The 25396-nt window shown below is 39.0% G+C and carries 19 protein-coding genes and 1 pseudogene; 9 read left to right on the forward strand and 11 right to left on the reverse strand.

Annotated elements, in window-relative coordinates; all coding sequences use genetic code 11:
* Positions 1–1143, forward strand: a 1143-nt coding sequence (locus tag D0T85_RS18520) for an AAA family ATPase (RefSeq protein ID WP_163215017.1), incomplete at its 5' end; no start/stop codon positions are given.
* 22 nt (positions 1144–1165) lie between these two features.
* On the opposite strand, the gene D0T85_RS18525 is transcribed toward D0T85_RS18520, so the two are convergent.
* The gene (locus D0T85_RS18525; protein WP_163215018.1) at positions 1166–1762 is read right to left on the reverse strand and encodes a MarC family protein; all 597 of its coding nucleotides are present in this window, start codon (positions 1760–1762) and stop codon (positions 1166–1168) included.
* 246 nt (positions 1763–2008) lie between these two features.
* On the opposite strand from D0T85_RS18525, the pseudogene D0T85_RS18530 reads away from it, so the two are divergent.
* The 4 genes and pseudogenes from D0T85_RS18530 to D0T85_RS18545 all read left to right on the forward strand — a co-directional run.
* A pseudogene (locus tag D0T85_RS18530) lies at positions 2009–4333 on the forward strand (DNA translocase FtsK 4TM domain-containing protein); the annotation flags it as partial.
* 78 nt (positions 4334–4411) lie between these two features.
* Complete coding sequence (locus D0T85_RS18535; protein WP_163215020.1) at positions 4412–5047, forward strand: LolA-like putative outer membrane lipoprotein chaperone; 636 nt, start codon at positions 4412–4414, stop codon at positions 5045–5047.
* Positions 5048–5191: 144 nt separating this feature from the next.
* Positions 5192–6154, forward strand: coding sequence for a thioredoxin-disulfide reductase (trxB, locus tag D0T85_RS18540; RefSeq protein WP_163215021.1), 963 nt, complete (start codon positions 5192–5194; stop codon positions 6152–6154).
* 40 nt (positions 6155–6194) lie between these two features.
* Positions 6195–6851 (forward strand): hypothetical protein, encoded by a 657-nt coding sequence (locus D0T85_RS18545; RefSeq protein ID WP_163215022.1) that lies wholly within the window; start codon positions 6195–6197, stop codon positions 6849–6851.
* Positions 6852–6950: 99 nt separating this feature from the next.
* Here D0T85_RS18545 and panD read toward each other — a convergent pair whose 3' ends face one another.
* Positions 6951–7301 (reverse strand): aspartate 1-decarboxylase, encoded by a 351-nt coding sequence (panD, locus tag D0T85_RS18550; RefSeq protein ID WP_163215023.1) that lies wholly within the window; start codon positions 7299–7301, stop codon positions 6951–6953.
* A gap of 18 nt (positions 7302–7319) precedes the next feature.
* Complete coding sequence (panC, locus tag D0T85_RS18555; RefSeq protein ID WP_163215024.1) at positions 7320–8168, reverse strand: pantoate--beta-alanine ligase; 849 nt, start codon at positions 8166–8168, stop codon at positions 7320–7322.
* Positions 8169–8415: 247 nt separating this feature from the next.
* Between panC and D0T85_RS18560 the strand changes: the two genes are divergently transcribed.
* The 4 genes from D0T85_RS18560 to D0T85_RS18575 all read left to right on the forward strand — a co-directional run bounded on the left by D0T85_RS18560 (position 8416) and on the right by D0T85_RS18575 (position 12783).
* Entirely contained in the window at positions 8416–9240 is an 825-nt protein-coding gene (locus tag D0T85_RS18560; RefSeq protein WP_163215025.1) for a glycogen/starch synthase, read from the forward strand.
* A gap of 24 nt (positions 9241–9264) precedes the next feature.
* A complete protein-coding gene (locus D0T85_RS18565) occupies positions 9265–10752 on the forward strand; it encodes a DUF4270 domain-containing protein (protein WP_163215026.1) in 1488 nt (495 codons plus the stop codon).
* 343 nt (positions 10753–11095) lie between these two features.
* On the forward strand, positions 11096–11989 hold the full coding sequence (locus D0T85_RS18570) for a hypothetical protein (RefSeq protein ID WP_163215027.1): 894 nt from the start codon (positions 11096–11098) through the stop codon (positions 11987–11989).
* A complete protein-coding gene (locus D0T85_RS18575; protein WP_163215028.1) occupies positions 11986–12783 on the forward strand; it encodes a thioredoxin domain-containing protein in 798 nt (265 codons plus the stop codon). The genes D0T85_RS18570 and D0T85_RS18575 overlap by 4 nt, the downstream gene beginning before the upstream one ends.
* 86 nt (positions 12784–12869) lie before the next feature.
* Here D0T85_RS18575 and D0T85_RS18580 read toward each other — a convergent pair whose 3' ends face one another.
* The 8 genes from D0T85_RS18580 to rpsA form a co-directional block, all read right to left on the reverse strand.
* A complete protein-coding gene (locus D0T85_RS18580; protein WP_163215029.1) occupies positions 12870–13448 on the reverse strand; it encodes a DUF1287 domain-containing protein in 579 nt (192 codons plus the stop codon).
* Between the two features lie 10 nt (positions 13449–13458).
* Positions 13459–15216 (reverse strand): ATP-binding protein, encoded by a 1758-nt coding sequence (locus D0T85_RS18585; RefSeq protein WP_163215041.1) that lies wholly within the window; start codon positions 15214–15216, stop codon positions 13459–13461.
* Between the two features lie 72 nt (positions 15217–15288).
* Positions 15289–16611, reverse strand: coding sequence for a TolC family protein (locus tag D0T85_RS18590; RefSeq protein ID WP_163215030.1), 1323 nt, complete (start codon positions 16609–16611; stop codon positions 15289–15291).
* Complete coding sequence (locus D0T85_RS18595; RefSeq protein ID WP_163215031.1) at positions 16608–19640, reverse strand: efflux RND transporter permease subunit; 3033 nt, start codon at positions 19638–19640, stop codon at positions 16608–16610. The genes D0T85_RS18590 and D0T85_RS18595 overlap by 4 nt, the downstream gene beginning before the upstream one ends.
* A gap of 120 nt (positions 19641–19760) precedes the next feature.
* Positions 19761–20846 carry an efflux RND transporter periplasmic adaptor subunit gene (locus D0T85_RS18600; RefSeq protein WP_163215032.1) on the reverse strand — a complete coding sequence of 362 codons (1086 nt, stop codon included), beginning with the start codon at positions 20844–20846 and terminating at the stop codon, positions 19761–19763.
* 471 nt (positions 20847–21317) lie between these two features.
* The gene (locus D0T85_RS18605; RefSeq protein WP_163215033.1) at positions 21318–22088 is read right to left on the reverse strand and encodes a formylglycine-generating enzyme family protein; all 771 of its coding nucleotides are present in this window, start codon (positions 22086–22088) and stop codon (positions 21318–21320) included.
* A 52-nt stretch (positions 22089–22140) separates the two neighbouring features.
* Positions 22141–22788, reverse strand: coding sequence for a formylglycine-generating enzyme family protein (locus tag D0T85_RS18610; protein ID WP_239060764.1), 648 nt, complete (start codon positions 22786–22788; stop codon positions 22141–22143).
* Between the two features lie 145 nt (positions 22789–22933).
* The gene (rpsA, locus tag D0T85_RS18615; RefSeq protein WP_163215035.1) at positions 22934–24727 is read right to left on the reverse strand and encodes a 30S ribosomal protein S1; all 1794 of its coding nucleotides are present in this window, start codon (positions 24725–24727) and stop codon (positions 22934–22936) included.
* Between the last annotated feature and the right edge of the window lie 669 nt (positions 24728–25396).

Raw genomic sequence — 25396 nt, forward strand, 5'->3', positions numbered from 1 at the left:
ATGGCGTTGGAGCGTATGTTTATTACTGGTGTAAGTCCTGTTACGCTCGATGATGTAACATCGGGCTTTAATATTGGTACCAACTATACCACTGCACCACAGTTCAATAATTTGGTGGGATTCTCGGAAGAGGAATTACGCACCATGCTTGAATACTATCATAGTGAGGGAGTGTTACCAATGACTGTTGACGAAATAGTTGCCGAAATGAAGCCATGGTACGATAATTACTGCTTTGCCAGTCGTAGTTATGGCCGGGAAACAATGTATAACTCGGACATGGTGCTTTATTACCTCAACTGGTTGATACAATCCGGATTTCCACCCGATGAAATGATTGACAAGAACATCCGTACCGATTATAACAAGCTTCGTTACCTGATAAAGACGAATCGTGAAGTGGATACCAGCTCCAATCTATCTGTTATCCAAGAGATTATAGAAAAGGGATATACCACAGCTGTGCTCAATGATGGCTTCTCGGTTGATGAGATGTTGAAGCCCGATAATTTTAAATCATTGCTTTACTATTTTGGATTGGTAACTATACAGGGTACGGAATTCGGTGATGTTTTGTTGGGTATTCCTAACCACACTGTTCGCGAGCAAATGTACACCTATTTAATAGAGGGTTTAGTTGATGCTGATATATTCTGTCTCGACTTTTACGAGCTGGCCGGTTTAATGAAAAACATGGCTTACCGTGGCAATTGGAAAGCTGTATTTACCTATATTGGCAGTGAGTTGGAAAAACAAAGCCGTATCCGTCAGTTTATGGATGGCGAAGCCCATGTAAAAACATTCTTATTGGCCTATTTGGGGTTGACAAACTATTACCAACTGATGCCCGAATACGAATTGGGCAAAGGATATACCGACTTTTACTTCCGCCCCAACCCTCGATTGGCAGATATAGAATATGCTTACCTGTTGGAAGTGAAATACATGAAGCGCGACGAACCCGAAAGTCGGTTGGAAACCCTGAAAGCAGATGCTCAGGAGCAATTACTGAGGTATGCATCGGACCAGATAGTAACAAGCACCATTGGCGGTGCAAAGCTGAGGCTGATAACAGTGGTGTTCCGCGGATGGGAGATTGTAGAGATGGTGGAGACACCAACCCAAACAGATCATTCATTTTGATCTTTCGGAACTCAATACAAATCTATTTTTGTAACGACTCTATTAACAATGTGATATTAGCCGTAAACAGCCTCACTGCTATGGCAATAAGAATTATTCCAAAGAATTTGCGGATGATATAAATACCTCCTTTGCCCAGCAGTCGCTGAACGCGATCGGTCATGCTTACCACAACAAACACCCAAATCATATTAAGTACTAGAGCAATGATAATATTTATGCTGGAATATTCGGCACGCAATGAAAGCAATGTAGTAAAAGAACCTGCTCCTGCCAATAGTGGAAAAACCAGTGGTACAAGTGTAGCTTCTTTTATTGGCCCTTGGTTTTTAAAGATTTCCACATCAAGAAGCATCTCCAATGCCATCAAGAAAATAACAATAGCACCGGCTACAGCAAAAGATTCAATATCTACATGGAAAAGTTTCAGCATCATATCTCCTGCATAAAAGAAACCTATCAGCAACATAAAAGAAATGATAGTTGCTTTTGCTGCATCAACTTTTTGCCCACGTTCTTTCAAATTAATAATAATGGGTATGGAACCAATAATATCTATTACCGCAAATAGTACGATAAAAGCACTGGTCATTTCCTGAAGGTTAAATTTAGAAAACATATCTTCGAGTTTGTAAGTTACTACAAAGGTAGTCTATTTCCTAACATTTGAGCAGATGTTTGCAATTTGTTTATGATAAATCAACTAGGAAATGAAATAAAATTCGAAATATTTTATCTAAGTTTGCACAAGTATATTACAGAGAACTTATCAGTTATGGCAAAGAAAAATTCAGGTAAAGAAAATATAAAACAACAAATCACACCCAATAAGATTTTAAACTTCCTTAAAAGTGACACGTTACGGTTTAGTGGAGGATTACTATTGGTGCTTTTTTCGGTTTATCTGCTACTAGCTTTTACCTCCTACTTTTTTACAGGAGCAGCCGACCAAAGTATCATTGATGGTGCTACTGAAGAGTTAGGGTTAACAAATAATAAAATCAGGAACTATGCAGGTTCGCGTGGAGCACAACTGGCCAGTTACCTGATTAACGATTGTTTTGGACTTGCTTCCTTTCTTATCCCGGCTTTTCTGACGGTATGCGGATTGAAGCTGATGAAAGTTCGTAACTTCCGGATATGGAAATGGTTTATTGGCTGTTCGTTGCTACTTATCTGGTTCTCACTGTTTCTGGGTTTTGCTTTTAACAATCTTTATGCCGACTCTTTTTTCTACTGGGGCGGACGTCATGGCCACAATGTAAGCTCTTGGTTGGTTTCCCAGATAGGAAGTCCCGGAATGTGGCTTCTGTTATTTGCTGCGGCTATTGGTTTCCTTATCTATGTAAGTTCAAAAACAATTATATGGATAAGAGATTTATTGCAACTCAAATTCATGAAGAAAAAAGAAGAAGAGGAGGAAGAAGATACCATCGGCGAAGAGAAAAAAGAACTTAATCCCGAACCAGAGGAGCAACAACCCGATCCGTTCGAGGATGACTCTTTTGAAGTTCCATTGAAAGAAAAACCGGATTTGATAACTCCGGCAAAACCGGAAGCCGATCCGGATATGGAAATAACCATCGCTAAGGAAGAGGAACAGGGAGAAGATAATAATATCCCCAACGAACCGCAATTCCAGATCGAAGCCAACGAAGATGAATCATATCAAGGTCCAGAGTTAGAACCGTATAACCCTAAACTCGATCTGGAGAACTACCGTTTTCCAACAATGGACCTCTTGAAAAGGTACGATAACAATGAGCTTACTGTTGATATGGAAGAACAGAAAGCAAATAAAGATCGTATTATCAGTACATTAAGAAGCTTTGGTATTGAAATAAATACAATTAAAGCAACCGTAGGACCTACAGTTACATTATACGAAATAACTCCTGAACAGGGAGTACGTATTTCAAAGATTAGAGGATTGGAAGACGACATTGCCTTAAGCTTGTCGGCACTTGGTATCCGTATCATAGCACCCATTCCCGGAAAAGGTACGATTGGTATTGAGGTTCCAAACTCAAATCCTAAGATTGTTGCCATGCAAAGCATCATCGGAAGCAAAAAGTTCCAGGAATCAAATTATGATCTGCCAATTGCTTTGGGTAAAACAATTACCAATGAGGTGTTTATGGTAGACTTATGTAAGATGCCTCATGTGCTGGTTGCCGGAGCTACCGGCCAGGGTAAATCTGTTGGTTTGAATGCAATTATCACATCTTTATTATATAAAAAGCATCCAGCCGAGCTTAAATTTGTACTTGTAGACCCTAAGAAAGTAGAATTCAGCATCTATTCAGCTATTGAGAATCATTTTCTGGCCAAGCTACCCGATGGCGAAGAGGCTATTATTACCGATGTAACCAAAGTGGTGCAAACACTCAACTCGCTTTGTGTTGAGATGGATTCGAGATACGATTTATTGAAGAAGGCCCATGTGCGCAATGTGAAAGAGTACAACGAAAAATTCATCAACCGCAGGCTCAATCCCGAAAAAGGACATCGGTTTATGCCTTATATAGTAGTGATTATTGATGAGTTTGGCGACCTTATTATGACTGCCGGAAAAGAAGTTGAACTTCCCATTGCACGTATTGCCCAGTTGGCCCGTGCTGTAGGTATTCACATGATTATTGCTACCCAACGCCCAACAACCAATATTATTACAGGTACTATTAAAGCCAACTTCCCCGCCCGTGTGGCATTCAGGGTTTCGGCCATGATGGACTCGCGCACAATCCTCGACCGGCCGGGTGCCAACCAACTTATCGGACGTGGGGATATGTTATTCCTTCAGGGGGCCGACCCGGTTCGTGTTCAATGTGCTTTTGTTGATACCCCCGAAGTGGAAGATATTGCACGCTACATTTCGCGTCAGCAAAGTTATCCAACAGCCTTCTATTTACCGGAGTATATAAATCCGGATGCAGCAGGTGATGTTGTTGATGTAGATATGACTCGTTTAGATCCGTTGTTCGAAGAGGCCGCCCGATTGATTGTTGTACATCAACAGGGATCAACTTCGTTGATTCAACGTAAATTCTCTATCGGATACAATCGGGCCGGACGAATTATGGACCAGCTCGAAAAAGCAGGTGTAGTGGGTCCGAGCGAAGGTAGTAAAGCGCGCCAGGTAATGTGTTTGGACGAGAATGATCTTGAAATGCGATTAAATAGTCTATAAATTAGTTACGAGTTACAAGTTACGGGTTACAAGTAATCCATAACTCGTAACTTGTAACTCGTAACTTGTAACTATAACATGATGAAAAAGAATATTTTGTTTCTGCTGATAGCATGCATAGCATTCCCGGCCTTTGGGCAGGGAAACTTAAAAGATGTGCTCAATAAAACGGACGAGGCTTTCAGGAAAGCAGGTGGTATTGAATCGGTATTCTCTATCAAAGTTTTTAGGGATAATGTATTAAATGGTACATCAAAAGGTGTTTTAAAACTGGATGGAAAGAAGTTCTATCTTGAAACTCCTGAAACACTGACCTGGTTTAACGGTGAAACGCAATGGACATACCTACCTGGTAGTGACGAAGTAAATGTTACCATCCCTACCGAAGAGGAATTACAGGAAATTAATCCCTATGCCATTCTTGGAAAACAGAGTAAAGAATACAAATATGCATTAGGGAAAACCAAAACGTTTCAAGGCAAACAAATAACAGAGATTGTTTTGACTGCTACCCGCAAGGACAGTAATATATCTAAAATAACTGCATACCTCGATGCTGGTTATCTGCCAGTCTTTATTGTAGCTATACTACAAGATGGTACTCGTAACGAAATCACAGTAAACAATAACAAAACCCAAAAAACATTCGAAGGGTCACTCTTCTCATTCGACAAGAAGAAATATCCAACAGCCGAAATTATTGATTTAAGATGATTAGTAGCTAGTAGCTAGTAGTTAGTAGCTAGTAGCTAGTAGACCATGCGGCATCGCTACTATCTACTATCTACTAACTACTAACTACTAACTACTATCTACTAACTACTATCTACTAACTACTAACTACTAACTACTAAAAATATGGAAAATGAAAAAGTAAGATGCCTTATAATAGGTTCCGGTCCTGCCGGATACACTGCCGCTATATATGCCAGCCGGGCAAACTTGAATCCGGTATTATATGAAGGATTGACACCTGGTGGTCAGCTCACAACAACTACCGACATTGAGAACTTCCCCGGTTATCCATCAGGTGTGGCGGGTACACAAATGATGGAAGACCTCCGTCAGCAAGCCGAACGTTTTGGAGCGGATATTCGTTTCGGAATAGCTACGGCTGCCGATCTGGAAAAGACTCCCTATACAATAACCATCGACGATAAAAAAGTTATTGAAGCAGAAACAATTATCATTGCAACCGGCGCCAGTGCCAAATACCTGGGATTACCCGATGAAGACAAATACGCAGGTATGGGAGTTAGTGCGTGTGCCACTTGTGATGGTTTCTTCTACAGAAAAAAAGTGGTTGCTGTTGTTGGTGGAGGCGATACCGCATGCGAAGAAGCCATTTACCTTGCCGGACTGGCATCTAAAGTATATATGATTGTGCGAAAATCCTATCTGCGTGCATCACGAATTATGCAAGAGCGCATCAAGCATCACCCCAATATTGAAGTATTGTTTGAGCACAATGCTGTAGGCTTGTATGGAGACCCGGGAGTAGAAGGAGTTCACTTGGTAAAAAGACTTGGTGAGGCAGACGAGAGCAAGTATGATTTGCCTATTGACGGATTCTTCCTGGCTATTGGTCACCATCCTAATTCGGATGTTTTTGCCACATACCTTGAAACAGACGAAACGGGATATATCAAAACCATCCCTGGAAGTCCGCGTACTGAAATACCGGGAGTATTTGCTGCCGGCGATGTTGCCGACCCGGTTTACCGGCAGGCCATTACTGCAGCAGCAACCGGCTGTCAGGCTGCCATCGAAGCAGAAAGATACCTGGCTGAATATGAGTTTAAGCAAGCAATGAAATTATAGTTCACAAAGTAATTTCAATCGTAAATCGTAAATACCAAACATGGTCAGAATCAATTATTTGCCCCAAGACACTAAGTTTCATTTCAGATTGGCAGTGCCTATCAGTTATCAGAATAGGTTAGATTCTGACTTGCGATTCTATAAAAGCAAAAAAGAATATGCCCCGGTTTTACTTAAGGAAGCTTTAGTAAATGGGGCTTTTCTGGTTCTTTTCTTTGCCTTTTTTGCATGGTTAAATATCAGCACTATTAAATGGGCTTTCTTCCTCCCATTTGCTGCTTTATTGGTTTTTCTGTTTGTGTGGATGATCTATCTCAGAAAGGTAAACAGGTTACATAAACAGCCACAACAGATATATAACGAAATACTACAGATATTTCAAGGTACGGATATCGAGGATAATACATTAACCGAACAATTTACTTATTGTTTTAAGTTCAGAAAGAATGATGTAGATTGTGAGTTTACTTATAATCTTTACCGGAAAGTATACCAGTGGTATATTTACCCTGCTACTACAGAAAATATGGAAGAAAAAGCTGATCGTTTTCTAGAAGCAGCTAAATGTAAGTGGCTTTATGATACGGATGAAGATGGCTTTTTTCTTGCCTGTACTTTAACCCCCGAAAATTTAAACGAGTTTAAAGAAATCCTTTCGGCAGAAACAGCATTGGCAAAAGAGATAATGAAGGCGTGAAAGCGTGAAGGTGTAAAAGCGCGAAGGCATAAAAGTGTGAAGGCGCGAAAGGTGAAATGCTTTTCTTTCTCCCTTTCGCGCCTTCGCGCTTTCATGCCTTTACACTACTTTATTTGTCGCCGAATCAGGAAAAACCACTGTTGGTTTAAAAGATTTAGCTTCTTCAAAATCCATCAGTGCATAAGACATTATAATAACGATATCACCAGGTTGAACTTTACGGGCAGCTGCACCATTTAAACAGATGTTTCCCGAACCGCGTTCTCCTTTAATAATATAGGTTTCCAGCCTTTCGCCATTGTTGTTATTAACAATCTGCACCTTTTCTCCGGCTATCATATTGGCTGCATCCATTAAGTCTTCATCAATAGTTACACTACCGATATAGTTCAGGTTAGCCTCCGTAACACGGACACAATGTAATTTGGATTTGAGCACTTCTATCATCATAGAGATATTGCCTTTCTATCAGACTTCTTTATATTTAATATTATCAATCAGCCGCACATCACCACAGAAAACAGCTATACAACCAATAATGAATTCAGAATCTTCCCAATTGCTTACTTCTTGTAATGTGTTACCATCAACAATCGAAAAATACTCTAAACGTAATCCCGGCCCTTCATTAATAGCATGCTCAACATACTTCTTGGTGTTGGCCAGCGAATTAGCGGTTGCAAAGGTAAGACTTTTAAATAATGTCTGTGAGATTTTTAAAGCATTTTTACGTTCATCTGCCGAAAGACGTGTATTTCTGCTACTCATTGCCAAACCATCGTCTTCACGAACAATAGGACACCCAACAACTTCAATGGGATACTTCATCTGCCGGGTCATTTCTCTGATAATGGCTAATTGCTGAAAATCCTTTTCGCCAAAATAAGCCCGGGTTGGCTTTACTGCATCAAATAGCTTGCTTACTATTTGGCAAACACCATTAAAATGTCCGGGACGGAACGAACCTTCCATTACAGTATCTAAAGGAGAGTAACAAAATTCGCGTGTGTCCGGTTCGGGATACATTTCCTGTGCATCGGGAGCAAAAACAAAAGAAGTGCCATTCTTCTCTAACAAAGCACAATCAGCCTCCAACGTACGGGGATATTTCAGCAAATCGTTTTTATCATTAAACTGTGTGGGATTCACAAAGACACTAACAACTGTTACATCATTGTTGTTAACACTCTCTTTAACCAATGATACATGCCCTTCGTGCAACGCACCCATTGTAGGTACAAATCCAATGCTTTTTCCATCTTTGCGGAAAGGCTCCAAAGATGATTGTAAATCGGCAATTGTATATATTATCTTCATACTAAAAGCTTCGTAATAGATTGATTGTAAAACGTTGCAAAATAAACTATTATTTAGCAGATAAAGAAGAAAATATTTAAATAGTTGAGAGTTATAATGCCACATGGTAACTCTCAACTCTCAACTTTCAACTCTCAACTACCGATTAATCAATGGATTAACAATTCATAAGGAATTATAGAAACTGCTAATTTGCTTTAATGCCCGTTTTTTTTTATATCTTTGCAGAATATTTACTTAAAATATTATGGCAAAGGCGAACAAAGTATTATTTATTACTCAAGAAATTACACCTTACTTACCAGAATCTGAAATGGCTAACATAGGCAGAAACCTACCACAAGCCATACAAGAGAGAGGACGAGAAATCCGAACTTTTATGCCCAAATGGGGAACCATCAACGAACGCAGAAATCAATTACACGAAGTAATCCGCCTTTCAGGAATGAATCTTATCATTGATGACACAGACCACCCACTGATTATTAAAGTTGCTTCTATCCAATCGGCCCGTATGCAGGTTTATTTCATTGATAATGATGATTATTTCCAGAACAGACTGGAAACTGTTGATGCAGACGGTAAGGAGTATGATGACAATGACAGCAGGGCGATTTTCTATGCAAGAGGCGTACTGGAAACAGTTAAGAAATTACGTTGGACTCCTGATATAATCCACTGTCATGGTTGGATTACCTCATTAGTACCACTCTATATCAAGAAAGCATATCGGGATGAACCATCTTTCCGCAATTCAAAGATTGTTTTCTCGGTTTACGATAAAGGTTTTGAAAACAAATATCCCGAAGACTTTGAAACAAAACTCCTACTAAAAGGAATAAGCAAAAAAGACTTAACTGCTTTGGACAAAGAAGTAGATTATGTAACTTTGTCGAAATTGGCAGTTGATTATTCGGATGGAGTAATACAAAACAGCGCAACTGTGAATCAGGAAATCATGGATTATGCAACACAATCTAATAAACTGACGCTGGATTATCAGGCGCCCGAAAATTATTTCGATGCCTGCAACGAGTTTTACGATAAAGTGTGGGATAACAGCCAGGTTTAATAATAACACCAAACTTTAACAAGCATGAAAGCCAAGTATTTATGGGTTCTTTTAGCAACAGCTATTTTTATTGGATGTGATGACAATACCGGAAACATGGGGTTAGAAATGCTCCCCGGAGATGACATGTTAGAGGTTAAGTCAAAGAAATATCCTATCCAAACTCAATCACTTTTGTTTGATTCGGTATACGCAAAAACCACTACTGGCTATTTAGGTAAATTCTCAGATCCCGACCCGGATGGATTTGGCTATTATGAGGCTAGTTTTATGGCACAATTTAACTGTACAGAGGACTTCAAATTCCCGGAAGTATATGATGGTAAGGCAGAAACTGGCGTATGGATGGCAGGAGACTCTATTGTGGATGTCTTTTTTGTTTATCAATATGGAATGAAACGTTATTTTGGTGATTCAATCAACGCTTGTAGGATGAGTATTTATGAATTAACAGAAAATCTGGATAAGAAATTCTATACAAGTGTAGATCCTACAGAGTTTTATGATGAAACTAAACCTCCATTAGCGCGTAAAGCATATACAGCTGTAGATCAATCACAAAGTCTCACATACAGAAGAGATACTTTAAAGTGGACAAATTCTATCGGTATTGATATGCCTAAAGAGTTTGGTACAAGAATTTATAGATTGAACAGAGACCATCCGGAATACTTTAAAGATGCCAATAGCTTTATAGAAAATGTATTTAAAGGTATTTATACTAAATGTGATTATGGCGATGGTACTATTTTGTATATTGACCGGGTAGCATTGGGGATAAGTTTCATGAGGTATGCAACAGACAGTGAATTAAAAATTGTGCAGAAAACAGATGGAACAGACTCTTTATGGGTAGGAACTACTTATTTTACTTCTACAAAAGAAGTTATCCAGTCGAACAAGGTTGTTAACTCTGATCAACTAAAAACTAAGGCAGAAGATCCTACTTGTACATACATTAAATCTCCGGCTGGATTATATACTCAGGCAACTTTACCAATTCAGGATATTTATGACGAGTTACATAAAGACACATTAAATTCAGTAAAACTATCATTTACCGGATATGTACAGGAAAGCCAAGTTGATAACATTTATGCAATGCAGGCTCCTCAAACTATTCTCTTACTAAGAGAGAAGGATATGTACACGTTCTTCGAATCTAATTCACTAACAGACGGTCAAACTTCTTTTCTAATAACTTACAGTGAAAACCAGTATGCATTTACCAATATTACAAATCTTATTGAGTACTGTTTTGCTGAAAAAGAAGCCCTAATGAATGGTGAAGGAAAGAATTGGACTGCTGAAGAATGGGAAAAATGGGAAAAAGAAACTAAATGGAATAGTGTAGTTCTTGTTCCTGTGATTACGAATTATGATTCTAATAAGAACTTAATGAGTATTCAAAACGACATGAAGCCTGGTTACGTAAAACTAAAAGGTGGAAAGGATATGAATAATAGTGATGAACCGCTAGAGATAACAGTTGAATACACACAGTTTTATTAAAGACAATATTTTAGATTTAAAAAAGTTGCTTGTATGGGATGAGCAACTCCTTTTTTTATAAATAAATTATTCAAAAACTATAAAATTATTTTTTACTTCATAATTTCTTTTCCTTATAACATCCATATGATGCATGATATTTATTGTATTTTGGAATAATATTTAGATAGAAACTATCTTATTGTAAAGTTATTTTAAGATAGCTGAGTATTATAGTTACTGAAAAGCTGCGATGTGCGCATGATAACGCAAATTTTATATTAATTTAATTATTCTTCAAATTATCAAACAAACAAATATTATTTTTCATATATTTGCATTCATAATTTAAAACAGTAATAATATGAAGAATTTATTTACTTATCTGGTAGTGTTAGGAATGTCTAATATTATCGTATCATGTAGTTCTGACATAGAACAAAGAATGTTTTCACAAGAGACTCAGGAAACGTTAGAAAAAATAGAAACTCTTTTCGCAGAGGGGGATGTAAAAAATGAAACTACCTATCAAGATGGAATAATAAAAATAGAAACTCCAATTATAGAGGATACTAAATTAGCATTTAATTCATTAAATCAAACGAGAGCAGTGGGTGATGCTTTAATTTTAAAAGGACATGGAGCTTGTCCAGGTAATTCTTTTGAAGTTCATATGGATTGTGAAGACTCTAAGTCCAGAAGTAGCGTTGAAGGGTTTACAGGTGAAAGCTATGTCACTAAACATGGAAATGTTATTTTTAAATTTTGTATAGTTAATTCTGGACTTTTCATTTCGACCAATAAGGTTCCTGATTACTCAAATCCTTTACTAAATCGTCAGAATTTTGCTGTTATTTCTGATAGAATCAAAACAGATAAGAACTCTCATGGTTTTACCAGATTCTTTGATTGTGAAGATAGCAGCACTGACAATAGATATTATCTAAATGGAGTTCAGATATCTAAAGCTACAGTAAATAGTTCCAATTGGGGAGTACATGAGGATAATAACGGGAATATTACATTTTCTTTTTGGTTAGTTCCTTTAGAGTTGCCGGATTTTGGCAATATTGGGTATGGAGTTTTTGGCGGCGATGGTTCGATTGGTACTTTAAATGGTAAAATTCATACTGATGACGAAGATAGTAGCAATAGAAATTCATATCAAATATATAATAAAGCAACATTAGGAATGATAAATAGAGTTGCCTCTGTTCAAGACAAGAACACTAACATGTATATAAGAAGAGTTAAATGAAAATAGGACTAAAATATTTGTTTCTATTTTTCTTGTTAGTTGGTTGTAATCAGAAAAATGAGAAAGATTATGTAGCTGTTTTTAACAATGATCAAATATCATTAAAACAAATTGATAATACTATAAAATTAGAATTATATGATCATATTTATGCTATATATGAATTAAGAAAAATAGCTTTGGATGAAATTATTAGGAAAAAGGCTGTTTCGGAAAATGAAAATGATTACTACATATCTATTGATTCCATATACAAAAAGTATAATGTAGAAATTAATATATCAGAACCAATATCTCCTTCTTTTATAGTTGATGATAAAGATATCTTTTATAAAGGGAATATGAATGGAGATAAAACGTTAATATTAATCAAGAACTTTGATTGCGATAATTGTAGAGTAATATCTATGTATATGGAGAAACTTTTTGAGATTTACAAGGATAGGATAAAGTTTGGATACATTAATTATTCAGAGCCAAACCTATCTTCTAAAGCTCTAGAATTTGCAAAAAAAAAGGACTTATATAACCAATTATTTGATGTGTTTAATAATTATAGATTAATAATGGATTCAACTTATATTTATGATCAAATATCAAATTTAGGTTTGAGTAAAGATGAATTTGATAAATATATAAATACAAAAGAAAGTGATGACGATATTTTTGAAAATTATATCAAAATATCTGAAAGAGGTATAAGACGAGTTCCAACAATCCTTTTGAATAATCAATTATTGAATATTCCAAATACTTTTGAGGAATTTGAGAAAGATGTTTCTGTAAATTTATAATTTTATAAAAAGTCCCTCAATCAATTAATTATGCATTGAGGGACTTTTTATTTTTTTCTCTTTTTTCTTTTATGTTAATAAGATCCTTATATATATCTATAATGCCCTATTATCTTAAAGCTAAACAAACAATCTTCCAGTACCTGCCCTCCTCCAATATTATGTACTATTAAATGGCGGTTTGTACCTGTTATTTTTCTATTCACTACAATTCCGATATGGGTTAAGCCTCCGGGAAGTTCCCAACAAACAATATCACCAGGTGAATAATCTTCGGCTTTCAGGCTTTTGGGTAATACGGTTCCTTTGCGCGAAAAGAAGGTCATTAAGTTGGGAACCCTACGGTGATCGATATTGGTATCTGTTCGTTTTAATCCCCACGTTTTAGGATATAAGCTAAAATTTGCTTTCATATCCAGATGCACTTCTTTCTGCAAATCGATTCCTAATGCCCGATAGGCCCTGATTACAACATCGGTACATACTCCTCTGTCGGCAGGCACATCTCCATTGGGATAAGGAATGCTAACATAGGCTGGGTCGTAACGAACTCGCTGTTTAGTCAGTTCGATACCAGCATCAGAGAGTTGTTTATAGAAATCTTCCTGAGCAAAAGCAAGTATGGGGAAGATTAATAAGAATAGGGGAAAAAGTTTTGTTTTCATAATAAGGTGATTAGCATTCTTCTATCATTTCAACTACCTCCCAGCCGCGATACACTACTGTTATCAATTTCAACCGGGCGTTACCCAGATGTATTGTTATCATCTCGTCCGAAGCATATTTTAGTAGCTGTGTACGGGCTTCTTGTTTCAATACATCAATGCGGCTATCGGGTTCATCACGTTTTAAATACTTAACTTCCAATAAATAGGCATATTCAATATCAGGAATACGAGGATTGGGACAGAAGTAGAAATCGGCATATCCCTTGCCCAGTTCGTATTCAGGTAATAGCTGATAATAGTTGGTAAGCCCCAGATAAGCCAGCAAGAAAGTCTTTACGTGGGCTTCACCATCCATATATTGGCGGATGCGGGTTTGTTTATTTAGTTCATTGGCAATATAATTGAATACTGGTTTCCACTGACCATCGTATGCCATGTCTTGCATAAGCCGAATCAACTCGGAAGTATCAATGCGGAAGAGATTAGCATCGGAAAAACCTTCTACCAGATAGGTGTACATTTGCTCGCGCACTGTATGATTGGGAATAGCCAGCATTACCTGGCCACGTTTGGTACCTTGTATAGTTGCCAAACCGAAGTAGTAGAGTAACGATTTGAAGTTATCAGGCCTCAACATATCTTCCACCGAGAATCCATCACTGAGTGTAGCAGTGGTATATCCTTCTTCTACAATCTCCTGAATTACCGAGAGATTAGAGTTCAATTCCAGTTCGCGATTGGTTTTTATCAGATGGCGAATCTTATTATAATCGGTACGGATATTCTTATCAATCATCTCATCGGGTGGAAATCCTGTTTCCAACAACCTATTGAGATAATAAAGCACCATGTCCGAGTTGTACATCGATTCATGACCATACATTCGAAGAGCAAAGCAGTAATTATCATACCAAGGCTTCATTTCCGCAATAACACTTTCTACACTCATTGGTAGCATACCTTGTTCGCTATAATAGGTGAGCAAGGTGTGGAGTTCTTCTTCCGAAAACCCAACCAGATTATTAAACTGTGGAGCAGTGGTATAATTGGTACCAATATTAAAGCCTGATGTAACATCATCAAGTGTTACAGGGCTAACACCGGTGATAAACATGCGTTCCAAAGCCATACCGTTGCCGGTAGTCATTGACTTAAGATTATTGAAAAACAACCGGTAAAAGCCTTCACCATGTGTAGCATCTTTATAAGCATCCTTGCCGATATTGGCAAGTATGGAGTTGGTAAAGTTGTCGTATTCATCAATAATGAGGTAAATACGCAATCCTAACGAACTTAACTGATTATTGAGATATTGCAAACGAGCAGATGGGCTGCTGCGTTCTAACAATTCGTTTTGAAAGTCTACAGGTAAATGGTGTGCATAGCGATTGCAAAAGTCAACAAACTGTTCATGACAATGCTCTTCAAATGAGCGTTGCATGTTCTCGGGTTGTGTATCTACTACCGAGAAGTTGAAGCGCAATATCAGGAACTTAGCCCGAGAGCTGGTAGGATGTTCATAAATCCACCGATCGCCAAACAACTCTTCAAACCGGTCGGCATTGTTGATGTCGTAATAAGCATCAAGTACATTGAGCAAAAGACTCTTACCAAACCGACGGGGGCGAATCAGAAAGAAATAGGAAGCAGACCGCTCAATAATAGGGATAAAATGAGTTTTATCCACATAGTAATAATTATCGCGAACCATACGGACATAATCTGTTATGCCGTAAGGAATCTTCTTAGCCGAATCAAGTATCATAGTACTCATATTGTTTTGTAATAACAAAGATACAAAACAATATGAGAAAAGTCATTGTTTGAAAGATTATCCTTATTCCAGATAATGACTTATCCGCCCACTAATCTGCAATAAAGATATCTCACACAATTTGGTTTCGTATTCAGCTGATAGGATTCGTTCTTCGGCATCAAGCAAACTTTTTTGGGCTTCACGCATTTCAATACCCGATAAATCGCCCAACATATAGCGTTCGGTAGCTATCTCATGATTCTCTTTTGCGGCCACCAGATTCTCTCTTTCCAACATTAATATCTCGATGTTGTTGAGGTATGCCTGCCATAGATTGGTAATATCTGCCTGAAGGGCTTGTTCTAGTTGCTGCCGTTGCAGGCGGGCATTCTCAATGGCAATTAGTGCATTTTTCCGTTCTCTACGCCGATTGCCGTCAAATATATTGAACCCAACTGTAACCCCTGCATTTAATCCCAGGTTGCTTCGTTTGCTGTTTGCGGCAACTTCGTATTTGTTGAGGGTGTATCCATATCCGGAGTTTAGCCTGACATAAGGGTAGTTGCGGGAGTTTACTGTTTTTAAGTCGAGCTGTGTGAGTGTTCTGTTTTGTTCGGCTTTAAGCAGATTGGCATTTGTTAATAATGTACCATTCCACAATTCATCGAAGTTAAGGTACATGTTTACATCAATCACAGAATCCGGAATGTTTAATTCCTGATCCAAATCTCTGCGGGCCATTAATTCATTTAACGAAATGCGCGACGAATTAACCAACTCCTGCTGTTTCATATATTTGGAACTGTCGGCATTAAAATCTACACGGGCCTGTTGAAGGTCCAAACGCGAAAAGCTACCGATATTATAACGCGCCTCAACAATGCGGAGCCTTTCTTTGGAAAGAGAAACAGCATAACGAAGATTGTTTAACCGGATTTTCTGTTGAAGGAAGTTGTAGTATTCGGCCGTAAGATTAGCTATGAAATCCTCAATGGTTATTCGTGTATTGGTTTCGCCTATCTTCTCAAGCTCTTTCAACTTTTGATAATTGGTAGTGATGTTAAATCCGTCAAAGATAGTCCAGTTAAGGCTTATACCGGCATACAATGTCTGATCGTAGATATTGCTGGTTTTGGTTTTCGCTCCCGTTTCGCGCAGTGTGGTTTCGGTGGTATTCAGGTTTCCGGTGTAACTTCCTGTCAGGTCGAGTGTAGGAAGGAAACCGGCATTTGCCAGTGTTACATTGTTCTTGCTTATTTCTTCTGCATTGCGACTTATGCGTATGGAGAAATTGTTATCAAGCCCAATCTGAAGACAGGATTTCAGATCAAACACATGTTGTTGCTGGGCAGATAAATACCCGGGAATACAAATTAAAAGGAATATGTAGACAATCTGTTTCATTTCTTTTTCTTTTTTGAACGGTCGGTAGAAATATAGCTATAGATAGCCGGTACAATAAATACAGTAAAGAACGTTGATACAAGCATACCACCAATAACTGAAACCCCCATGGCGATACGTCCGTTTGCACCTTCGGCGCTAGCCATGGCAAGTGGTATCAATCCGAGGATGGTAGATACACTCGTCATCAGAATAGGGCGAAGACGTTGCAAGGAGGCTTCGCGTATGGCTGTCGATTTGTCTTTGCCTGCTTCTTGTTTCTGGTTGGCAAACTCTACAATAAGAATACCATTCTTGGCCACCAATCCAATCAACATAATTATACCAATCTGACTGTAAATGTTCATTGTAACACCTGCCCACACCATGAAGAGCAGGGCTCCTGCAATTGCAAGTGGCACAGTGAGCATAACAATAAGCGGATCTTTGAAACTTTCGAACTGGGCTGCCAGAATCAGATAGATAAGAATGATTGCCAGCACAAAAGCAAACATCAAGCTGGATGAGCTTTCGCGGTATTCTTTCGAATCACCTGTTAAGGCTGTTCGGAAAGTATCGTCCAGTGTTTCTTTTGCTATTTTATCCATCTCTTCCAACCCTTGTCCAATGGTTTTGCCTTTAGCCAATCCGGCAGATACAGTAGCCGATACGAAACGGTTAAACCGGTATAACTGTGGTGGGGCAATATCTTCATTTAGGGTAATCAGGTTATCCATCTGTATCATCTGTCCTTTATCGCTTCGTATGTAGATGGAGCGTAAATCGGATGGCTGATTGCGTTGCTGACGGTTAATCTCTCCCCGAATTTCATATTGTTTACCATTCATATAGAAATATCCCATACGCTGACCACTAAGACCGTACTGTAACGTTTGTGCTATGTTCTGGGTGCTGACTCCCATCATACTGGCTTTATCGCGGTCAATACTGATTCTTACTTCGGGTTTGGTAAACTTCAGGTTGACGTCCGACATCTGGAAAGTAGGGTTATCGGTTACTTTTTGCATGAATGTAGGCAAAATTTCCTGTAGCTTTTCTATGCTGGTTGCCTGCAACACATACTGCACCGGCATACCTCCGCGTCGGCCACCCATACTTGATTGTTGTTGTACAAAGGAACGGGCCATGGTTTTCTTTTGAACAGCCCGCGATATTTCTTCGGCTACATCCATCTGGCTGTAATCCCTATCCTTCATATCTTTAAGAGATATTTCAACATTTCCTGCCCCACTCCACACACGTGCTGTTATGGTACGTGCATCCGGAACAATGGAATCGACCAGTTGAGTGATGTCTTCGGTATAATCGCGCATATATTCATAGGTAACCCCCTCGGCCCCACGGGTATTGATCCGGATGAGGGAACGGTCTTCCAAAGGAGCCATTTCCGATGGTATGGTTGTCCATAAAAAACCTATAATAAATAATGTTGCAATAATAATGGGAATTGCCAGGAACTTCCACTTCAGGAAAGCATTCAATCCTTTGGAATAAAGATTGTTTAATCCTTCAAAAAAAGGTTCGGTTTTGCGGTAAACCCAGTTTTGTTTTTCACGTCTCTTTAAAAGTTTGGTTGCAATCATAGGCGTAAAAGTCAATGCAACAAAAGAAGATATAATTACCGAACCGGATAATACGATACTGAACTCACGGAAAAGACGCCCTGTCATTCCTTCCATAAACACAATAGGGAAGAATACAGCAACCAACGTAATGGTAGTAGAAACTACAGCGAAGAAAATCTCTTTCGAGCCTTCTATTCCTGCTTCTTTGGGGCTCATGCCCTGCTCAATACGTATATATATGTTTTCGGTCATTACAATAGCATCATCCACCACAAGCCCCACCGAAAGTACAATGGCAAGCATGGATAATACATTTATTGAGAATCCGGCAATATACATTACAAAGAAAGCACCTACCAGCGAAACAGGAATTACCAAACAGGGAACCAGAGTAACACGCCAGTCGCGCAGGAAGAGGAAGATGATAATTATTACCATCACAAATGCAACATATACCGTTTCTTCTACTTCTTTGATGGAAGAACGAATAAATTTGGTATTATCGAATCCGTAGTTGGTAATAACATCTTCGGGCAAATCCTTTTTCATCATCTCCATGCGGTCGTACACCGCATTGGCTATATTGATATGGTTTGCTCCCGGTTGAGGTATTACCACTACCCCAATCATCGGCACGCCATTCATCTTCATATAACTTTGAATATCCTGAGGCCCGAGTTCGGCTGTGCCGATATCACGGAACCGAACTATGCGGTCATTATCTTCTTTTACAATCAGATTGTTGAATTCTTCGGCAGTGTGCATCAGCCCTAATGTACGGATGGTTAATTCTGTAGTATTACCTTCAATTTTACCGGAAGGAAGTTCTACGTTTTCGCGCACTACAGCGTTTCTAACGTCGAGGGGAGTGATACCGTAGGCTGCCATTTTCAAAGGGTCGAGCCACAACCGCATGGAGTAACGTTTTTCGCCCCAGATTGATACACTACTTACATCCTGAATGGTTTGTAGCTGTTCTTTTACTGTTAAATCGGCTATCTCACTTAATTCCAGCAACGAACGTTTATCGCTTTGAACGGCAACCATCAAGATAGGCTGAGCATCGGCATCAGCTTTCGATACAATGGGTGGGTCACAGTCGCGGGGGAGGTAACGTTGTGCGCGTGAAACCTTATCACGTACGTCGTTGGCGGCTGTTTCCAAATCTACCGACAGTTCAAACTCAACAGTAATACGGCTCTGCCCCTGACTACTTACACTGGATAGCGAACGGATACCGGGAATACCATTGATGTTTTGTTCGAGAGGTTCGGTTATCTGATTTTCTATAACATCTGCATTGGCTCCGGGGTAAGATGTTTGTACAGAAATAATAGGATTATCTACCGATGGGTATTCTCTTACCCCCAGAGATGTATAACCAATCATACCAAAAATAAGGATAATGATGGTTATTACGGTCGATAATACCGGTCTGCGTATACTTAATTCGGATATATTCATTTGAGTAATTAGTTACGAGTTATTTGAAACGCAGATTAACGCGGATTAACGCAGATTTTTTATTAATTAATCTGCGATAATCTGCGTTAATCTGCGTTTCAAATGTTCATTATTCATGACTTAATTTATATTATCAAGAAAAACATTTAATCCGGTACGTAACTGTAGTGTACCCGAAGTAATAATGGTGTCTCCCACATGTAAACCATCTACAATCTGCACAAAGGCATCGGTACGTACTCCTTTAGTAACAGTTACCGGTGTGGCTTTTCCGTTTCTGTAAAGGTACACAATGTCTCGCCCTAATTCGGGAACTATGGCTTCGGATGGGATGGCAATTGCATCATTAATCTCGTTTATAATAATTTGAATTGTGGCAGTTCTACCAGGTAGCAATGCACCGTTATAGTTGGGATAGATGGCCCTTACAGGCAAGGTATTTGTTACCGGATCGAGCAATGCCTCTGTAGCATACACACTGCCGTAAAAGGTATTCAGATTATTATCTATGGTAAATGCAATCTTTGCACCGGGTTTTATTAAGCTCGCATTTTTTTCGTTTATGGCAAATTCTAGTTTCAATGGAATTACCTTGGTTAATTTAGCCAGCACAGTACTTGGTGAGGCATAAGCACCCTCACTTATTTGACGCAAACCAATAATTCCATCGAAAGGTGCTCTAAGCTCTGTTAAATCAATATTTGCTTTTACAAGTTGTATATCGGCTTTTAAACTTTCAAGATCGGTTCGCACCTGTTCGTAGGCTTCTTTACTTACAGCATCTTTTTCGAGCAGTGTACTTTGGCGATAAACCCGATCTTCGGCAAGCTTAAGTTGTGCTTCGAGTTTCTTTAGTTGTGCCTGCAATGGGGCATCATTTACTTTGGCCAACAGTTGTCCTTTTTTTACCGATGCTCCTTCTTTAAATTCAATGTGGGTAACCATGCCCGAAGTTTGAAACGAGAGATCAACTTCTTCATCCGGTATCAAACGGCCTCTAACTTTATCGTCGTTAATAACAAGTGTTTGCTGCTTAACAACAAAACCGTTTACATTTAAAACTCTCTTGGCGTTACTGGCCCGGGCCAATGCCCTTCCGTCTTCTTTAACGTCTTTGTTTGTCTTTGGGTAAAAACGATAAATACCTAATACTGTAAGTCCGGCAATAATAAGGAACACAATTCCCCATCTAACTCTTTTGTCCATGAAAACTTTATTTGAGTGTATTTGTCAATGCTAATTAACTTCTTCTTGAATAAGTGCAATAATAACCTTCTGCTTTGATTTAAAAAGATTCAAAAGGTTTAATTTAATCTGTTATAAAGATAGATATTTTTATAACTGCGGTGAAAATTTTAAACTTGTTTAAGAGATGGGGCTTACCGTATCATACTCGTTTGGTTCAGTTAGGGGCTGTGTTGAACTAAAATAAAAACACGGAGTCACAGAAACACGGAGCTTATCGAAAATGCCCGTAGGGCATTCATATCAATAGAAAGGCAATGATAATACTCTTCACAACCCGGTACGGGTTGCATGTTAGATACGATGCAACCCGTACCGGGTTGAAGATTAAAACTTATTATTATTCTATTGATATGAATGCCCTACGGGCATTTTCGAAAAGCTCCGTGTTTTAATTCATTTCTTTACTGATTTGAACCAAATGCAGGTAAACTAAAGGGCCAAACGAAAGCCCAGGTAGGAGTCGCGATCGGCGGGAGTGAAGTAGTCGCGATACGAAACGCGACAGTACCCCGCAATGTAGCTCCAGCTGCCGCCACGAAGCACCCGGCGACCACCCGTAGCAGGTCCTTTAGGATTTGTTTGTGCATTGATACTGTAAGCACCGTACCAGTCGGCGCACCATTCCCATACATTGCCACTCATATCATAAATGCCTAATTCGTTCGGGCTTTTGGTGCCTACAGCGTGAGTAGTGTTGTTGCTATTATCAGTATACCAACCAACATTAGAGATACTGTGGCTACCGCTGTATTTATATCCTTGGCTTTTATTCCCTCCACGGGCAGCATATTCCCATTCGGCTTCGGTGGGCAGGCGATATCTTTTACCTGTCAAGGCATTGAGTTTACTGATGAATTCTTGTACATCGTCCCAACTTACGTTTTCTACTGGTAGGTTATCACCTTTAAAGTGGCTGGGGTTGTTGCCCATTACTTGTTTCCATTGCAATTGGGTAACTTCGTATTTGCCTATACTGTAGCTACTCAGGGTTACTTGGTGTACTGGTAATTCCCAATCATAACTATCTCCGCTTTGTTCGCTGGTGGCACCCATGGTAAAGGTGCCGCCTTCTACGTGTATCATTTCAATGGGGAGGTTGTGGGTGGCTTCCAAAGCTTTGACTCTTTGTTCTTGTGCAGATAACACTTGGACAATCAGCAAGGATAGGATGAAAAATGGGATTCTTTTGTTTGTTTTCATGTTTATTCAAATATACATAAAATAGAACAGAGAGGGATGCTGAGGTGGTAAACTAAAGGGCCAAACGAAAGCCCAGATAGCTGCTGCGAAAGTCGGGAGTGCTGCTGCCGCGATATGAAACGCGAGAGTACCTCGCATAGTCGTCCCAACTACCACCACGATAAATCCGGTCACTACCTGTAGCAGGTCCTTTAGGATTTGTTTGTGCATTGCTATTGTAAGCACCGTACCAGTCGGCACACCATTCCCATACATTGCCACTCATATCATAAATGCCTAATTCGTTCGGGCTTTTGGTGCCTACAGCATGAGTGTTGTTGCTGTTATCAGTATACCAACCAACATCAGAGATACTGTGGCTACCACTGTATTCATATCTTTGGCTTTTATTTCCACCACGGGCGGCATATTCCCATTCGGCTTCGGTGGGCAGGCGGTATTTTTTGCCTGTCAAGGCATTGAGTTTGTTGATGAACTTTTGTACATCGTCCCAACTTACGTTTTCTACTGGTAGGTTATCACCTTTAAAGTAGCTGGGGTTGCTGCCCATTACTTGTTTCCATTGCAATTGGGTTACTTCGTATTTGCCTATACTATAACTATTCAGGGTTACTTGGTGTACTGGATATTCGTCATCATAACTATCCCTGCTTTGCTCACTGGCACCCATGGTAAAGGTGCCGCCTTCTATGTGTATCATTTCGCCAATCATTCACTCGCAAATATATGAAATTAGTTTATAAAGAACATAAGCCGTTTCAATAATTTGATTGTACACAAAGTGTATAAACAAAAAAAGCCCCGTTTTTCAACGAGGCATTTTTTATTTATAGAAACTCTATTTTTTATTTGTTTCCGTTTTCCAACTGTTCTTTCAAAGCAGCCAGTGCATCGATATCACCTAAAGTAGTAGATGCAGCTTGGTTTTGAATTGCTGGAGCATCGTCTTTCTTGCTTGAAGGCTTTTTGTTAGCAGCTTTCTTTTCTGCTCTTTCTTCAGCTTTAGCAACATCTTCGAAAATGCGGCTGTGCGAAAGGATGATTCTCTTAGCATCTTTATTGAATTCGATTACTTTGAACTCAAGTTTTTCATCAAGCTGTGCTTGTGTACCGTCTTCTTTTACAAGATGTTTTGGAGTAGCAAAACCTTCAACACCATAAGGAAGAGCAATTACAGCACCTTTATCCAACATTTCGATGATTGTACCTTCGTGTACAGAACCTACAGTAAATATAGTTTCGAATACATCCCATGGATTTTCTTCTAACTGTTTGTGACCAAGGCTCAAGCGACGGTTTTCTTTGTCGATTTCCAATACCTGAACGTCGATTTCGGCACCAATCTGAGTAAATTCTGATGGGTGTTTGATTTTCTTAGTCCAAGAAAGGTCTGAGATGTGAATCAATCCGTCAACACCTTCTTCGATTTCTACAAATACACCGAAGTTAGTGAAGTTACGTACTTTAGCCACATGTTTAGAACCTACAGGATATTTTTCTTCGATAGTTTCCCATGGATCTTGTTTCAATTGTTTGATACCAAGTGACATCTTACGTTCGTCGCGATCCAAAGTAAGGATAACAGCTTCTACATCGTCGCCAACTTTCATGAAGTCTTGTGCTGAACGTAGGTGTTGTGACCATGACATTTCTGAAACGTGGATCAAACCTTCTACGCCGGCAGCGATTTCGATAAATGCACCATAATCGGCCATAACAACCACTTTACCTTTCACAGTATCGCCAACTTTAAGTTCAGCGCTAAGTGCATCCCATGGATGAGGAGTAAGTTGTTTCAAACCAAGAGCGATACGTTTCTTTTCGTCATCGAAGTCAAGGATAACAACGTTAAGTTTCTGATCCAATTCAACCACTTCTTTCGGATCGCTAACGCGTCCCCAAGAAAGGTCTGTAATGTGGATCAATCCGTCTACGCCACCCAAGTCGATGAATACACCGTAAGATGTGATATTCTTAACAGTTCCTTCAAGAACCTGACCTTTTTCAAGTTTGCCGATAATTTCTTTCTTCTGTTGTTCAAGTTCAGCTTCGATAAGAGCTTTGTGCGAAACAACAACGTTTTTGAATTCCTGGTTAATTTTAACCACTTTGAATTCCATTGTTTTGCCAACAAATACATCGTAATCGCGGATAGGCTTAACGTCGATTTGCGAACCTGGTAAGAATGCTTCGATACCAAATACATCAACGATCATACCACCCTTAGTGCGGCATTTAATAAATCCTTTGATTACTTCTTCGTTTTCAAGAGCAGCGTTTACGCGATCCCAAGAGCGTGCAGCACGTGCTTTTCTGTGCGAAAGAACTAATTGTCCTTTTTTGTCTTCCTGATTTTCGATGTACACTTCTACAGTATCACCTACTTTCAGTTCAGGGTTGTAGCGGAATTCATTCAAAGGAATGATACCGTCTGATTTGAATCCAATGTTAACAACAACTTCACGTTTGTTCATTGAGATTACAGTTCCGTCAACTACCTCACGGTCGCTAACTTTGTTTAGTGTTCCGTCGTAAGCTTGTTCTAAACTTTGACGTTGAGCTCCTTCAAAGGTGTCACCTTTTTCATACGCATCCCAGTTGAAATCTTCAATAGGAGCAATGTTTTTTAAATCTTCCATTAATTGTTAATACTACTTTAATTAAATAAGACATTATATTGATTTCGTGAATCGGGCACAAAGATAACTAATTAAAATGAGGAATTGAGAATTGAGAATTGAAAATTGAGATGTGGAATGAAATATTTTTGAATAAGAGGGTGAAATAACTCAAAACCAGTCTCTACACAGAAGTTTAAAATGCAAAATTTGTCGTCATTCAACACGCGGAGGTTTTATTCTGTTGATTAACAGTGTATTAAATGCGTGTTGAATGCCGTGTTGAGAAACGTTGTTACAAATTTGTCGTCACGCTTTGATGAGGGTAAAAGTTATAATGCTATTTGGCATTCTCTAAAGAACGGCGACAGTTTCACAGTAGGAAACCAACGGTTTCACGGTAGGAAACTAACTGTTTCACGGTAGGAAACCACTTGTTTTCTATGTAGAAAACCACTTGTTTTCTACGTATGAAACAACTTGTTTTCTACGTATGAAACAACTTGTTTTCTATATAGGAAACTACTTGTTTCACCGCACAAAACAAGAATGAAACTAGTTGTTTCATGCACATCTCGCGTGCTGACAGTGCTGTAATGATATTTGCCAGCACACTTTGCCAGCACGCTTTAATGAGTTGTTAATCAGGGAAATAAAGCCTCTGCGTGTTGAATGACGACAAATTTTGCA

The sequence above is a fragment of the Bacteroides sp. 519 genome (assembly GCF_010500955.1).
In the GTDB taxonomy this organism is placed as follows: Bacteria; Bacteroidota; Bacteroidia; order Bacteroidales; family Bacteroidaceae; genus Bacteroides.

Coding starts and splice junctions, on each gene's coding strand:
- D0T85_RS18545 (WP_163215022.1), top strand. CDS start 6,195: ATGGTCAGAATCAATTATTTGCCCCAAGACACTAAGTTTCATTTCAGA.
- D0T85_RS18570 (WP_163215027.1), top strand. CDS start 11,096: ATGAAGAATTTATTTACTTATCTGGTAGTGTTAGGAATGTCTAATATT.
- rpsA (WP_163215035.1), bottom strand. CDS start 24,727: ATGGAAGATTTAAAAAACATTGCTCCTATTGAAGATTTCAACTGGGAT.
- trxB (WP_163215021.1), top strand. CDS start 5,192: ATGGAAAATGAAAAAGTAAGATGCCTTATAATAGGTTCCGGTCCTGCC.
- D0T85_RS18565 (WP_163215026.1), top strand. CDS start 9,265: ATGAAAGCCAAGTATTTATGGGTTCTTTTAGCAACAGCTATTTTTATT.
- D0T85_RS18610 (WP_239060764.1), bottom strand. CDS start 22,788: ATGATACACATAGAAGGCGGCACCTTTACCATGGGTGCCAGTGAGCAA.
- D0T85_RS18575 (WP_163215028.1), top strand. CDS start 11,986: ATGAAAATAGGACTAAAATATTTGTTTCTATTTTTCTTGTTAGTTGGT.
- D0T85_RS18580 (WP_163215029.1), bottom strand. CDS start 13,448: ATGAAAACAAAACTTTTTCCCCTATTCTTATTAATCTTCCCCATACTT.
- panD (WP_163215023.1), bottom strand. CDS start 7,301: ATGATGATAGAAGTGCTCAAATCCAAATTACATTGTGTCCGTGTTACG.
- D0T85_RS18595 (WP_163215031.1), bottom strand. CDS start 19,640: ATGAATATATCCGAATTAAGTATACGCAGACCGGTATTATCGACCGTA.
- D0T85_RS18600 (WP_163215032.1), bottom strand. CDS start 20,846: ATGGACAAAAGAGTTAGATGGGGAATTGTGTTCCTTATTATTGCCGGA.
- D0T85_RS18585 (WP_163215041.1), bottom strand. CDS start 15,216: ATGATACTTGATTCGGCTAAGAAGATTCCTTACGGCATAACAGATTAT.
- D0T85_RS18590 (WP_163215030.1), bottom strand. CDS start 16,611: ATGAAACAGATTGTCTACATATTCCTTTTAATTTGTATTCCCGGGTAT.
- D0T85_RS18605 (WP_163215033.1), bottom strand. CDS start 22,088: ATGAAAACAAACAAAAGAATCCCATTTTTCATCCTATCCTTGCTGATT.
- D0T85_RS18525 (WP_163215018.1), bottom strand. CDS start 1,762: ATGTTTTCTAAATTTAACCTTCAGGAAATGACCAGTGCTTTTATCGTA.
- D0T85_RS18560 (WP_163215025.1), top strand. CDS start 8,416: ATGGCAAAGGCGAACAAAGTATTATTTATTACTCAAGAAATTACACCT.
- D0T85_RS18535 (WP_163215020.1), top strand. CDS start 4,412: ATGATGAAAAAGAATATTTTGTTTCTGCTGATAGCATGCATAGCATTC.
- panC (WP_163215024.1), bottom strand. CDS start 8,168: ATGAAGATAATATATACAATTGCCGATTTACAATCATCTTTGGAGCCT.